The organism is Nonomuraea sp. NPDC049269 (genome assembly GCF_043197155.1).
Classification (GTDB): Bacteria; Actinomycetota; Actinomycetes; order Streptosporangiales; family Streptosporangiaceae; genus Nonomuraea.
On sequence record NZ_JBICSO010000005.1, the window covers coordinates 882,284 to 895,919 of the forward strand.

11 protein-coding genes are annotated in these 13,636 nt (G+C 69.3%); 8 read left to right on the forward strand and 3 right to left on the reverse strand.

The genetic code is table 11. The features are described 5' to 3' along the window. Window positions 1–67 precede the first annotated feature (67 nt). The 5 genes from yajC (at window position 68) to ACGFNP_RS31555 (ending at window position 6,445) form a co-directional block, all read left to right on the forward strand. Window positions 68–499 carry a preprotein translocase subunit YajC gene (yajC, locus tag ACGFNP_RS31535; RefSeq protein WP_358325849.1) on the forward strand — a complete coding sequence of 144 codons (432 nt, stop codon included), beginning with the start codon at window positions 68–70 and terminating at the stop codon, window positions 497–499. 42 nt (window positions 500–541) lie between these two features. Further along, the gene (gene secD, locus ACGFNP_RS31540; RefSeq protein ID WP_393325016.1) at window positions 542–2,347 is read left to right on the forward strand and encodes a protein translocase subunit SecD; all 1,806 of its coding nucleotides are present in this window, start codon (window positions 542–544) and stop codon (window positions 2,345–2,347) included. Between the two features lies 1 nt (window position 2,348). Beyond that, the gene (gene secF / locus ACGFNP_RS31545) at window positions 2,349–3,341 is read left to right on the forward strand and encodes a protein translocase subunit SecF (RefSeq protein ID WP_393325018.1); all 993 of its coding nucleotides are present in this window, start codon (window positions 2,349–2,351) and stop codon (window positions 3,339–3,341) included. Between the two features lie 217 nt (window positions 3,342–3,558). Beyond that, entirely contained in the window at window positions 3,559–4,077 is a 519-nt protein-coding gene (locus ACGFNP_RS31550; protein ID WP_393325020.1) for an adenine phosphoribosyltransferase, read from the forward strand. 175 nt (window positions 4,078–4,252) lie between these two features. After that, window positions 4,253–6,445 (forward strand): bifunctional (p)ppGpp synthetase/guanosine-3',5'-bis(diphosphate) 3'-pyrophosphohydrolase, encoded by a 2,193-nt coding sequence (locus tag ACGFNP_RS31555; protein WP_358325860.1) that lies wholly within the window; start codon window positions 4,253–4,255, stop codon window positions 6,443–6,445. On the opposite strand, the gene ACGFNP_RS31560 is transcribed toward ACGFNP_RS31555, so the two are convergent. From ACGFNP_RS31560 to ACGFNP_RS31570, 3 genes are all read right to left on the reverse strand, one after another. After that, window positions 6,426–7,529, reverse strand: a complete 1,104-nt coding sequence (locus ACGFNP_RS31560) for a cupin domain-containing protein (protein WP_393325022.1) — start codon at window positions 7,527–7,529, stop codon at window positions 6,426–6,428. The genes ACGFNP_RS31555 and ACGFNP_RS31560 overlap by 20 nt on opposite strands. 95 nt (window positions 7,530–7,624) lie before the next feature. Beyond that, window positions 7,625–8,854: a DUF349 domain-containing protein gene (locus ACGFNP_RS31565; RefSeq protein ID WP_393325024.1), complete on the reverse strand. Its 1,230-nt coding sequence runs from the start codon at window positions 8,852–8,854 to the stop codon at window positions 7,625–7,627. 60 nt (window positions 8,855–8,914) lie between these two features. Beyond that, window positions 8,915–9,799 (reverse strand): peptidylprolyl isomerase, encoded by an 885-nt coding sequence (locus tag ACGFNP_RS31570; protein WP_358325869.1) that lies wholly within the window; start codon window positions 9,797–9,799, stop codon window positions 8,915–8,917. A gap of 139 nt (window positions 9,800–9,938) precedes the next feature. Between ACGFNP_RS31570 and ACGFNP_RS31575 the strand changes: the two genes are divergently transcribed. From ACGFNP_RS31575 to aspS, 3 genes are read left to right on the forward strand one after another with little or no spacing between them, the layout of a single operon-like run. Continuing rightward, window positions 9,939–10,619, forward strand: a complete 681-nt coding sequence (locus tag ACGFNP_RS31575) for an MBL fold metallo-hydrolase (protein ID WP_219538477.1) — start codon at window positions 9,939–9,941, stop codon at window positions 10,617–10,619. A 10-nt stretch (window positions 10,620–10,629) separates the two neighbouring features. After that, window positions 10,630–11,889 (forward strand): histidine--tRNA ligase, encoded by a 1,260-nt coding sequence (hisS, locus tag ACGFNP_RS31580; RefSeq protein ID WP_358325872.1) that lies wholly within the window; start codon window positions 10,630–10,632, stop codon window positions 11,887–11,889. Continuing rightward, the gene (aspS, locus tag ACGFNP_RS31585; protein WP_358325875.1) at window positions 11,886–13,622 is read left to right on the forward strand and encodes an aspartate--tRNA ligase; all 1,737 of its coding nucleotides are present in this window, start codon (window positions 11,886–11,888) and stop codon (window positions 13,620–13,622) included. The genes hisS and aspS overlap by 4 nt, the downstream gene beginning before the upstream one ends. Window positions 13,623–13,636 lie beyond the last annotated feature (14 nt).

Below are 13,636 nucleotides of genomic sequence, written 5' to 3' on the forward strand. Positions count from 1 at the left end.
ACGGAATTTCCGGCGCGAGGCCGGTGTCAACTTCTTGTACGACAATGGAAGGTCGCTCCTTATGGACATGGGACAACTCGGAAGCATCCTGCCGCTGATCCTTCTGGTGGTGGTGTTCTACTTCTTGCTGATCCGCCCCCAGCGCAAGCGCCAGCAAGAGGCGACCGCCATGCAGAACTCACTGGCGCCGGGTGCTCGGGTCATGACGACGACTGGCCTGTTCGCCACCGTGGTCGCAGTAGAGAATGAGGATGTGGTTCTTGAGGTCGCTCCCGGGATCGAGACCCGATGGGTGAAGGCCGCCATCGGGCGCGTCGTCACTCCCGGCGACGCCCCGGCTGACGAGCCCCTCGATGACGAGCCCGTGGTGGACGCCGCCGCTGACGACACCGCCGCCCACGAGGCCAAGGTCGACGACAAGGACGACACTCCCCGCGAAGAGACCGAGCCGACCGTGGAGCGCGACGGCGGCAAGGACTCCAGCTCCAAGCAGTCCTGACCAGGCTCTGCCTCAAACCCCTATCTGAAAGACTGACGACCAGTGGCCCGACCGACCAGCCGCCACAGCCGACCGGGGCGAACGCTCCTGGTGCTGCTGGCGCTCATCATCGCCCTGGGCGGGACGATGTTCCTGCAGAAGGCGTTCACGCCGAAGCTGGGGCTCGACCTCGCCGGTGGCACGACGGTGACCCTCACACCGGTGACCCAGAACGGTGCCGCTCCGCCCGAGGAGATCCTTGACCGCGCGGTGAACATCATCCGCGAACGGGTCAACGGCACCGGCATCTCCGACGCGGAGGTCGCCAAGTCAGGCGCCAACATCATCATCTCCGTTCCGGGCGCGGGACGGGACGAGGTCATCAAGCTGGTCGGCACCACGGCGGAGCTCCGCTTCCGTCAGGTGCTCGCCATAGCGGCCACGCAGACTCCGCAGGAGCTCGCCACCGAGGCGCCCAAGCCGGGCACCACGCCGTCCGCCACCCCTTCCGGCACGGCGACGTCCGCCCCCACGCAGTCGGCCAAGCCGTCCACGTCCCAGTCGGCGGGGGCCCCGAAGCCCAGCACGTCGCCTACGGGCAAGGCTCTGTCGTCCGCGCTGGTCGCACCGTCGGCCACCCCGTCGGCGGCTGCCACGCCGAAGGCCAAGGAGACGCCGAAGGCGGAGAAGACCAAGGACGGCAAGGCCACTCCGGCGCCCACCCCGACGCCGAGCGGCCAGCCCACTCAGGACGGCGCGCCGGCGATCAACACCCAGGGCATCGACAAGGACGTGCTCGCGCAGTTCAACAAGCTCGACTGCAGCGACCCGAAGAACCGCGGCCAGGGCGTCCAGGACGACCCGGCCAAGCAGTTCGCCGCCTGTGAGTCCGACGGCAGCCTCAAGTACGTCCTCGACGTGGCCAAGGTCGTCGGCACCGACATCAACACGGCCAGCGCCGGCGTCCAGCAGGGCACCACCCAGTGGCTCGTCCAGCTCGACTTCAAGAGCCAGGGCGCGACCGCGTGGAGCAAGCTGACCTCCACCGCCTACAACTCGCAGGCGCCGCGCAACCAGGTCGCCGTCGTCCTCGACGGCGTCGTGATCACCGCGCCCAACATCATCGGCCCGATCCCGGGCGGCCGCGCCGAGATCACCGGCGGCTTCACCCAGCAGAGCGCCACCGAGCTGGCCGACCAGCTCAAGTACGGCGCGCTGCCGCTGAAGTTCAACCGCGGCTCGACCGATACCGTGTCCTCGACCCTCGGCCAGGACCAGCTCATGGGCGGCTTGATCTCCGGTGCCTTCGGCCTCGCCCTCGTAGTGCTCTACTGCCTGCTGTACTACCGCGGCCTCGGCATCGTCGCCGTCCTCAGCCTCGTGGTCGCCACGATCCTCACCTACACGACAGTGGTCGTGCTCGGCCACAACGCCGGGTTCCGGCTGTCGCTGCCGCACATCATCGGCCTGGTGGTCTCGATCGGCATCACCGCCGACTCCTTCATCGTGTACTTCGAACGCATACGTGATGAGATGAAGGAAGGGCGGCGGACGCTACGCGCGGCCGTCGAGGTGGCCTGGGTGCGTGCGCGGCGCACGATCCTGATCGCCGACGCCGTCATGTTCATCGCCGCGGTCGTGCTGTACGTGCTCGCCGTGGGCGGTGTGGCCGGGTTCGCGTTCGCGATGGGCCTGACCACGCTGATCGACATCGTGGTGGTGTTCCTGTTCACGAAGCCGTTCATCGCGGTGCTGGCCAAGCTCAAGTTCTTCGCCAAGGGGCACCCGCTGTCCGGCCTCGACGCCGAGCGCATGAGGGAAGATCCTGGCCACACCACCGGCCGTACGACCACCCCGCAGGAGGCCTGACATGGGACTGGGGCGTCGCCTCTACCGTGGCGAGATCGACGTTGACTTCGTCGGCCGCTGGAAGCTCTGGTACAGCCTTTCCGGCTTCCTGCTGATCGTGTCCCTCGCCGGGCTGCTCATCAACGGGCTCAACCTGGGCGTGGAGTTCAACGGCGGGTCGGTCTTCTCCTTCAAGGCGCCGCAGAGCAGCTCTGTGGTGCAGGTCCGCGACACCTTCCTCGAGGAGGGCGTGCACCAGCCGATCGTGCAGACGGCCGGCGACCGCTGGCGGGTCACCACCGAGACCCTCGACGAGGGTGAGGTGACCAAGGTCCAGAACGCCATTTCGAAGGACTACGGCGTCCCGGTCAAGGACGTCGACATCCAGTCGATCGGCGCGTCCTGGGGCGGCGAGGTGTCGCAGAAGGCGTGGATGGGCCTGGGCGTCTTCATGCTGGCGATCATCCTGTACCTGTCGATGGCGTTCGAGCCGAAGATGGCGCTGGCCGCGATCGTCGCGCTCATCCACGACCTCGTCATCACGGCGGGCGTCTACGCCTGGTCGGGCTTCGAGGTCACGCCCGCGACGCTGCTCGGCTTCCTGACCATCCTCGGTTACTCGCTCTACGACGCGGTCGTGGTGTTCGACATGATCAAGGAAGTCACGGCCAAGCTGGGCAGCGCGTCGAAGCAGACCTACTCGATGGCGGCCAACAACGCCCTCAACCACACACTGATCCGATCCCTGAACACCTCGCTGGTCGCGATCCTGCCGGTGGCGGCGATCCTGTTCATCGGCACCACGCTGCTCGGCGCGGGCACGCTGAAGGACCTGTCGCTGGCGCTGTTCGTCGGCATGATCGTCGGCACCTACTCCTCGCTGTGCGTGGCCACGCCGCTGCTGGTGACGCTGAAGGAGCGGGAGCCGAAATACCAGGCCATCGCCCGGCGGCTCGCCTCCACCGGCCCCAAGGCCGCCAAGGGCGGCAAGAAGGCTGCGACGGCCAAGGGCTAGCCCACACGGCCCGTACACGCACGAACGACGCCCCCGCCCACCCAGGGAGGGGGCGTCGCTCTGTGGAGGCCCTGAGGGCCCTCACAGAGACGGACATAACCGGGTGAATGCCACCCAATACCCACCCGGCGCCGGTGGTGCCCAGGATGGGCCATCATGGAGGCCGTCAGTCGTGGGAAGCAGCGACCGCCCGGCGGTCAACCGAAGGAGTGCCGTCATGAGCGACCTGAGCTCGTTGATCTGCGACCGCATCAGGGATGTGCCCGACTATCCCCAGCCGGGAGTCATGTTCAAGGACATCACCCCGCTGCTGGCCGACTCGGCGGTGTTCACGGCTGTGGTCGACGAGCTGGCCGGGGCGTACGATGTGGACAAGATCGTCGGAATCGAGGCCCGGGGCTTCATTCTGGCCGCTCCGGTGGCCTACCGGGCGAGGGCCGGATTCGTGCCCATCAGAAAGAAGGGCAAACTGCCCTCCGAAACTCTTGAAGAGTCCTACGATCTGGAGTACGGCTCCGCGACCATCGAGGTGCACCGCGACGCCTTCACCGAAGGTGACAGGGTGCTCATCGTCGACGACGTGCTCGCCACCGGCGGCACGGCGGAGGCGACCGTGGAGCTGGTGCGCAGGGCCGGAGCCGAGGTCGTCGGCGTCGCCGTGCTGATGGAGCTGGCCTTTCTCAAAGGACGCGAGCGTCTTGCGGGAGTGGATTTGCGCTCCCTTGTGATCGTCTGAGCCCGCCCCAAGACAGGCCAGGTTTCTCACCTGGATACACTGGGGGGCCTGGACTCGAAGGTAAGGAGTCTGTGTGCCCCGCGATGTGGTCGTGCCCGACGCAACTGACGCAGGGAATGCCGAGACGGCGCCCGGTGCTCCGGCTGCGCGTCGACGGAGGTTTGGGGGTGGGGCCATGAATCCGGTGCTGGAGCCGCTGTTCAGGACGGTCCGTGCCACCCATCCCAAGGCGGACCTGCGCCTGATCGAGCACGCCTACGACGTGGCCGCCTACCACCACCGCGACCAGAAGCGGAAGAGCGGCGACCCGTACATCACCCACCCGCTGGCCGTCGCGACGATCCTGGCCGAGCTCGGCACCGATGACGAGACGCTGTGCGCGGCCCTGCTGCACGACACCGTCGAGGACACCGCCTACAGCCTCGACGAGCTGCGCGGCGATTTCGGCGACACGATCGCGTCCCTGGTCGACGGCGTCACCAAGCTCGACAAGGTCAAGTTCGGCGACGCCGCGCAGGCCGAGACCGTGCGCAAGATGGTCGTGGCGATGTCGCGCGACATCCGGGTGCTGATCATCAAGCTGGCCGACCGGCTGCACAACATGCGCACGATGCGCTACCTGCCCGAGCACAAGCGTCACCAGAAGTCCCGCGAGACCCTGGAGATCTTCGCCCCGCTGGCCCACCGCCTGGGCATGAACACCATCAAGTGGGAGCTCGAGGACCTGGCCTTCGCCATGCTCTACCCCAAGCGCTACGACGAGATCGCGCGCATGGTGTCGGAGCGGGCCCCGCGCAGGGACCTGTTCCTGCAGGAGGTCATCGAGAAGGTCTCCGGCGACCTGCGCGAGGCGAAGATCCGCGCGGTGGTCAAGGGCCGGCCCAAGCACTACTACTCGGTCTACCAGAAGATGATCGCCAGGGACGTGGCCTTCGACGACATCTACGACCTGGTGGGCATCAGAGTCCTCGTCGACAGCGTGCGCGACTGCTACGCGGCCCTCGGAACGATCCACGCGCGCTGGAACCCGGTCCCCGGCCGGTTCAAGGACTACATCGCGATGCCCAAGTTCAACATGTACCAGTCGCTGCACACCACGGTGATCGGCCCCGAGGGCAAGCCCGTCGAGCTGCAGATCCGCACGCAAGGCATGCACCACCGGGCCGAATACGGCGTGGCCGCCCACTGGAAGTACAAAGAGGAGGTCGGCGCCCCCGGCCCGGCCGGCAAGGTCAAGCCGGGCAGCGACATGGCCTGGCTGCGCCAGCTCCTCGACTGGCAGAAGGAGACCTCCGACCCGGGCGAGTTCCTGGAGTCGCTCCGCTTCGACCTGTCGGTCTCCGAGGTCTACGTCTTCACCCCGCGCGGCCAGGTGGTGGCGCTGCCGGAGGGGGCCACCCCGGTCGACTTCGCCTACGCGGTCCACACCGAGGTCGGCCACCGCTGCATCGGCGCCCGCGTCAACGGCCGCCTGGTGCCGCTGGAGTCGCGGCTGGGCAACGGCGACACGGTCGAGATCTTCACCTCGAAGTCACCCGACGCCGGCCCGTCGCGCGACTGGCTCAAGTTCGTCAAGTCCGGCCGCGCCCGCAACAAGATCCGCCAGTGGTTCTCCAAGGAGCGCCGCGAGACCGCGATCGAGGCGGGCAAGGAGGCCATCGGCCGGGCCATGCGCAAGCAGGGGCTGCCGCTGCAACGCCTGATGTCCGGCGAGTCGCTGCTGGCGCTGGCCCGTGACCTACGTTATCCCGACGTCTCGGCCCTCTACGCGGCCGTGGGGGAGGGGCACGTCGCCGCCCAGACGGTCGTGCAGAAGCTTGTGGCCTCCATCGGCGGCGTCGACAGCGCCGAGGAGGACATCGCCGAGACCTCGCTCCCGACGCGTCTGCGCGGCCGTCCCAGGGGCGGTGGCGGCGCGGGCGTGGTCGTCGCGGGCGACAGCGACGTCTGGGTACGCCTGTCGAAGTGCTGCACCCCGGTGCCCGGCGACGAGATCGTCGGCTTCGTCACCCGGGGGCACGGGGTGTCCGTGCACCGCGCCGACTGCACCAACATCATGCAGCTCAAGACGCAGCCCGACCGCCTGGTGGAGGTGAGCTGGTCGCCGGGCGACGACTCGGTCTTCCTGGTGGCCATCCAGGTCGAGGCCCTCGACCGGCCCCGCCTGCTGTCCGACGTCACCAGGACCCTGTCCGACCAGCACGTCAACATCCTCAGCGCCTCGGTGACCACCTCACGAGACCGGGTGGCGATCAGCAAGTTCACCTTCGAGATGGGCGATCCCAAGCATCTCGGTCATGTGCTCAAAGCCGTCCGCAGCATTCAGGGCGTCTTCGACGTCTACCGGGTCAGCGGCGCCAGTACGTAGCCAGGTCGGGCAGGTTGACCACGATCGCGTCCTGGGTGCTGCGGGCGATGACCACCACGGCCTCCTGATCGGGGTCGGGGTTCTCCTCGCGGTGCGGCACATAGGGCGGGACGAAGATGTAGTCACCCGGCTTGGTGTCCAGCCGGGTCTCGCCCGCGCTGCCGGGGTCCAGGAACACGAACGACGGCGTGCCGCTGACCACGTAGATGGCCGTCTCCGACGCCCCGTGATGGTGATCCGCCGAGCGCGTGGAGGGGGCGACGTGGGTCTGGCCCATCCACAGCGTGCCGGACCCGGCCGTACGCCCGCTGACGGCCGCCAGGCGGTGCATGCCGGAGCTCTGGGCGGTCTCGGACGTCAGATCGCCTGAGGTGAGGTGACGCAGCCGTTGGTGGAACGGGTCCCCGTCCGCCCGGTAGCCCTCCCACAGGCGCCCTCCGGCCCGCTCCAGCACGCTCGTGGCCGTGGCGGCCAGGCGTACCGGATCGTCGTGGGCGGAGAGCAGCTCGTCGGCGAGCGCCGCGTCGTAGGAGCGCAGCTCGCGCAGCAGCCACTTGCCCGAGCCGTGCCAGCGGCCCGCGGCCGTCAGCGCCAGCCGGGCCGACTCCTGGACGATCTGCCAGCGGACGAACGCCTGCTCGCCCGGGTCCGTCGCGCCCGCCAGGTCGTCGAGCAGGTCCGACAGGACGTAGCGGGCCCGGTCCAGCATCCCCGGCGCGGCGGGGCCGGGACCGGCGGAGAGGCGTTCGCGCATGGCCGCCTGGACCTCGGCGGCCCGTCCCGCCCGGTCGGTGAGCACCACCCCCTCCCCGCACACGCGCGGCAGGGTGGGCCGGCGCCCGGCCAGATCGCGGTCGGCGTAGGCGATCAGGCTCAGCTCGTTGTGCGCCATCAGGTCGACCGGCCACTCACGCCACCGCAGCGACTCGCGGTAGGGCACGGCCAGGCCGTCCAGCACCACGACCACGTCGAGATCGGACCGGCTCGTACGGCGGCCGGTCAGCGCGCTGCCGCCCAGAAAGGCGTAGAGAGCGTCCGGGAACAGCTCGGCGACCAGGGCGCGCGCGGCGGGCACGGGATCCATGCCTGCCACCCTAAAGCTCCCGCGCCCTCATGGGCCCGGCACCCTGGAAGCCGGGCACGCAGGCGACCCCCTTCGCCCGCGGACTGGCGCGAACCTCAGCTGAACTCGGCCAGCGTCCGCTCCGCCTCCTCCAGCCACGAACGGCGCGCCGTGATGGCCTCCTCGGCCTCCTTCACGTCCTTGGCGCGTCCGGCGGCCTGGGCCTTGGTCAGGCGCTTCTCCAGCTGCTCGATCGAGGTGCGCAGCTGGTCGACCGTGCTCTGGGCGCGGGCCCTGGCCTCGGGGTTGGACCGCTTCCACTCGGCGTCCTCGGCCTTGCGCACGGCGTCGTCCACCTTGCGCAGGCCGCCTTCGAGCCGGTCGCGCTGCTCGCGCGGCACCGGTCCGGCCGCCTCCCAGCGCTCCAGGATGTGGCGCAGCGCCGCTCTGGCCGCGCGTACGTCGGTGACCGGAAGGATCTTCTCGGCCTCCGTCAGCAGCACTTCCTTGATCTCGGCGTTGGCCGCCAGGGACGCGTCGCGCTCGGCGAACACCGCCGAGCGGGCCTGGAAGAACAGGTCCTGGGCGCCCTTGAACCGCGCCCACAGCTCGTCCTCGGCCTCCCGCGACGCCCGGCCCGCGCTCTTCCAGCGCTGCATCAGGTCGCGGTAGACGGCCGCCGTCGTGGCCCAGTCGGTCGAGTCGGCGATCGCCTCGGCCTCGGCGACGATGCGCTCCTTCTCGGCGCGTACGCCCTCGCGCTGCTCGTCGAGCCCCGCGAAGTACTGCTTGCGCCGTTTGGCGAAGGCGGTGCGGGCGGCCGACAGCCGCTTCCACAGCGCCGCCTCGGTGACCCGGTCGATGCGGTCGGCAGCCTTCCACTCCTCGACCAGCTGGCGCAGCCGCTCGCCACCCGACTTCCAGTGGGTGGTCTCGTCGGCGATGCGCTCGGCCTCGGCGACGATGCGCTCCTTGACCGTCTTGGCCTCGGCGCGCGCGTGCTCGCGCGCGGCCTTGACCTCCTCGCGCCGCTGCCCGACCACCTCCGTCAGGCCGTCGAGACGGGCCGTCAGCGCGGCGAGGTCGCCGATGGCGTGGGCCTCGGCGACCGCCTCGCGGAGTTTGACGATGCTGGCCTCGGCCTGCGCCGGAGCCAGGTCGGTGCCCTTGACCCGCTGCTCGAGCAGCGTGATCTGGCCGGCCAGCTCGTCGTACTTGCGATGGAAGTAGGCCAGTGCCTCGTCCGGTTCACCGGCCTGCCAGGAACCGACGGCTCGCTCTCCCTCAGCCGTACGCACGTAGACGGTGCCGTCGTCGTCTACCCGGCCCCACGGGTCGGTGCTCACCGTGTCCTCCCGCACTATCCATCAGACCCTTCGGGACTACTGTCCCTAGTTTGTATTACGTCAGCTCTTGCCAGAGATTGTCACGTCTTTGATTACGACGGTTTCCTTAGGTGCCCCGGTGCCATCCTGTCCGCCCGCGATGACGCCCGCTTTGTTCACCTTGTCGAGGATGTCGAGACCCTTGGTGATCGTACCCACTGGCGTGTAATCCGGGGTGAGTTGCAGGTCGCCGAAGACCAGGAAGAACTGGCTTCCGGTGGTGCCCGGCGCCTGTGTCTTGGCCATCGCCATCACGCCGCGCTTGTAGGTGGCGCCCGTGAGATTCTCCTCGCCCATGACGTAGCCGGGGCCGCCCGCGCCGTCCGACTCGCCCTTGCCGTCGGCCTTGGCCTGCGGGTCTCCGCACTGCAGCATCGGGAACTGCGCGCTGCCCAGCCGGTGGCACTTGCTGCCGTCGTAGAACTTCTTCTCCGCCAGGTAGGCCAGAGAGTTGACCGTGCAGGGCGCCTTGGCGTTGTCGAGCTGCACCACGATGTCGCCCAGGTTCGTGTTGAGCGTCATCGTCTTGGTCGCCGGCTTGAGCTTCACCTTCTTCGGCGGTAGCCCGACGTCCTTGACCACACCGCCGCTCTTGTCGGCGACGTAGTCGCACGTGCCGGTCGCGGCGTTGTACGGCTTGGGGCCCGCGGCGGGCGTCGCCGAGGCCGAGGCCGAGGGCACCGCCGTGTCCGAGGGCTGCGCCGTCGCGGCGGCGTCGGTCTTGGAGTCGCCGCCGCCCAGCAACGCGACCGCGGCCACGATGCCCCCCACCACGACGATCACGCCCACCGTGGAGCCGATGATCGCCATGCGCTTGGCCCGCTGCTCGCGTTCGAGCCGGCGCGCCATCTGCCGCTCGTGGTGCTCGCGTGCCAGCTGTTTCTGCCGGTCCTTCCCCGTGGCCACCGCTTTGCCTCCCATAGTCAATCAACTGAGGTGGGCGAATCGTATCGGCCAACGGGTAATGATTCGCAGCCCGGCGACCCGCACCGGTACCCTTCGGTTACATTCCCATTGGCTTTTTTGACGAGATCAGCTGAGGCAGATGCTCATCGCAGGCTTCCCCGCAGGGGCCTTCCAGACCAATTGTTACGTCGTCGCGCCCGCAGCGGGCGAGGAGTGCGTGATCGTCGATCCAGGTCAGGACGCGGTCGACGGGGTCGACGAGCTGCTGAGAGAGCATCGGCTCAAGCCGGTGGCGGTGCTGCTCACCCACGGTCACCTCGACCACGTCTGGTCGGTGGCCCCGGTCTGCGGCGCGCGCGACGTGCCCGCCTGGATCCACCCCGACGACCGGCACCTGCTGAGCGACCCGGCCGCGGGCTGGTCGCCGACGAGCTCCTCGATGTTCGGCGGCATCACGCTGAGCGAGCCCGACGACGTACGCGAGCTGTCCGACGGGGCCGTGCTGCCGCTGGCCGGGCTGGAGATCGTGGTCGACCACACACCCGGCCATACCAGGGGGTCGGTGAGCTTCCGGTTGCCCGACGACGAGGTGATGCTCTCGGGCGACCTGCTGTTCGCCGGCTCCATCGGCCGCTCCGACCTGCCGGGCGGCGACTACCCGACGATCCTGCGCAGCCTGGCCGACAAGTGCCTGCCGCTGCCTGACGATACGGTCGTCCTGCCGGGCCACGGACCACAGACCACGATCGGCCGCGAGCGCGCCACCAATCCATATCTGAAGGAAGCCGCGCCGCACGCCGGTCCCACACGAGGCATCTAACAGGGATCTCATGAGTTTCCAAGCGCCAAAGGGCACCTTCGACTGGCTGCCGCCCCGCTCCGAGCAGGTCCTCGCCGTACGCGAAGCCCTCGTCGGCCCGGCCCGCCTGGCCGGCTACGGCTACATCGAGACGCCGGTGTTCGAGGACACGCAGCTGTTCGCCAGGGGCGTCGGCGAGTCGACTGACATCGTGTCCAAAGAGATGTACACCTTCCCCGACAAAGCGGGCCGCTCTCTGACGCTGCGGCCCGAGGGCACCGCGTCGGTCGTGCGCGCGGTCCTGCAGCACGGCCTGCACAATGGCCAACTTCCGGTCAAATTGTGGTACTCCGGCAGCCAGTTCCGCTACGAACGCTCCCAGAAGGGCCGATACCGTCACTTCTGGCAGGTCGGCGCCGAGGCGCTCGGCTCCGAGGATCCCGCGCTCGACGCCGAGCTCGTCGTGCTGGGCGCCCAGGGCTTCGCCTCGCTCGGCCTGACGGGCGTCCGGCTGCTGATCAACTCGCTGGGCGACAAGACCTGCCGGCCCACCTACCGGGCGAAGCTGCAGGAGTTCCTGCGCGGGCTCGACCTCGACGCCGACACCAGGGCCCGGATCGAGATCAACCCGCTGCGGGTGCTCGACGACAAGCGGCCCGAGGTGCAGTCGCAGCTGACCGGCGCGCCCCTGGTCATCGACCACCTGTGCGCCGCGTGCGAGTCCTACCACGAGGAGGTCCGGGCGCTGCTGAGCGCCGCGGGCGTCGCCTACGAGGACGATCCGCGGCTGGTGCGCGGGCTCGACTACTACACGCGCACCACGTTCGAGTTCGTCCACGACGGGCTCGGCTCGCAGTCCGCGGTCGGCGGCGGCGGGCGCTACGACGGGCTCAGCGAGATGCTCGGCGGGCCGCCCCTGCCCAGCGTCGGCTGGGCGCTCGGCGTCGACCGCACGGTCCTCGCCATGGAGGCCGAGGGACTGATCGGCGACACCGCACCGGGACGCGTCCAGGTGTACGGTGTCCCGCTGGGTGACGAAGCCCGCCGCCGGATGTTCCTGCTCGTGACCGAGCTGCGCCAGGCGGGCGTCAGCGCCGACCTGGCCTACGGCGGCAAGGGGCTCAAGGGCGCGATGAAGGGCGCCGACCGCTCGGGTGCCCGGTTCGCGCTGATCCTGGGCGAGCGTGACCTGGCCGCGCAGGCCGTACAACTGAAAGACCTGACCACCGCTGAGCAGACCGAGGTGCCGTTGGCCCAGGTCGTCGATGTCTTGAAGGGGAAAGTGCAGTGATGCGCACGCATACCGCCGGGTCGCTCCGCGAGGAGCACGCCGGGCAGCAGGTGACGCTCGCAGGATGGGTGGCCCGGCGCCGTGATCACGGCGGTGTGGTCTTCATCGACCTGCGCGACGCGTCCGGCTCGGCGCAGGTGGTCTTCCGCGAGGAGGACCACGCGCACGACCTGCGCGCCGAATACTGCGTGCTGGTCGTGGGCCAGGTCCGGGTCAGGCCGGAGGGCAACGAGAACCCCGAGCTGCCCACCGGCGCGATCGAGGTGGTCGCCGAGCGGGTCGAGGTGCTCAGCGAGTCCGCGCCGCTGCCCTTCCCGATCGAGGGCGGCACGGCCGTCTCGGAGGAGGCCCGCCTCAAGTACCGCTATCTCGACATCCGCCGCCCGCAGGTGGCCAACGCCCTGCGGGTCCGCTCGAAGGCCACCTACCTGGCCAACGAGGTCATGCACGAGCTCGGCTTCGTCTACGTCGAGACGCCGACGCTGACCAGGTCCACGCCCGAGGGCGCGCGCGACTTCCTGGTGCCGGTCCGGCTCCAGCCGGGCAACTGGTACGCCCTGCCGCAGTCGCCGCAGCTGTTCAAGCAGCTGCTCCAGGTGGGCGGGCTGGAGCGCTACTACCAGCTCGCCAAGTGCTACCGCGACGAGGACCTGCGGGCCGACCGGCAGCCGGAGTTCACCCAGATCGACGTCGAGATGTCGTTCGTCGACCAGGAAGACGTCATCGAGGTCGGCGAGAAGCTCATCAGCCGCGTGTGGCGCGAGACGCTCGGCTACGAGCTCCCGACGCCGCTGCCCCGCATGACCTACGCCGATGCGATGTCCCGCTACGGCTCCGACAAGCCCGACCTGCGCTTCGGCCAGGAGCTCGTCGAGATGACCGGCTACTTCGCCGGCACCTCCTTCCGCGTGTTCCAGGCCGACTACGTGGGCGCGGTCGTCATGCCGGGCGGCGCCTCGCAGACCCGCAAGGAGCTCGACGGCTGGCAGGAGTGGGCGCGCTCGCGTGGCGCCAAGGGCCTGGCGTACGTGCTCGTCCAGGAGGACGGCACGCTCGGCGGCCCGGTGGCAAAGAACCTCTCAGAAGAGGAAATTTCCGGACTTGCGGCGAAGGTTGGCGCTCAGCCGGGCGACGCGGTCTTCTTCGCGGCCGGCGCGCGCAACGCGGCACGCGACCTGCTCGGCGCGGCCCGGCTGGAGATCGGCCGCCGCTGCGGCCTCATCGACGAGTCGCTCTGGTCGTTCCTGTGGGTCGTCGACGCGCCCATGTTCGAGGAGGACGGCGAAGGCGGCTGGACGGCCGTGCACCACCCGTTCACCGGCCCCAAGCCCGAATGGGCCGACAACTTCCAGGACCACCCGGGCGAGGCCCTGGCCTACGCCTACGACATGGTCTGCAACGGCATGGAGATCGGCGGCGGCTCCATCCGTATCCACCGGGCGGAGATGCAGCAGCGCGTCTTCGACGTGCTCGGCATCTCCAAGGAGGAGGCCGAGAACAAGTTCGGCTTCCTGCTGGAGGCGTTCAAGTACGGCCCGCCCCCGCACGGAGGCATCGCCTACGGCTGGGACCGCATCTGCATGCTGCTGGCCGACGGCGAGTCGATCCGCGACGTGATCGCCTTCCCGAAGACCGCCTCCGGGTTCGACCCGCTCACCGGCGCGCCGACGCCGATCACGGGCGAGCAGCGCAAGGAGGCGGGCGTCGACGCCAAGCCCAAGACCGAGGGCTGACACAGAGCAGGGCG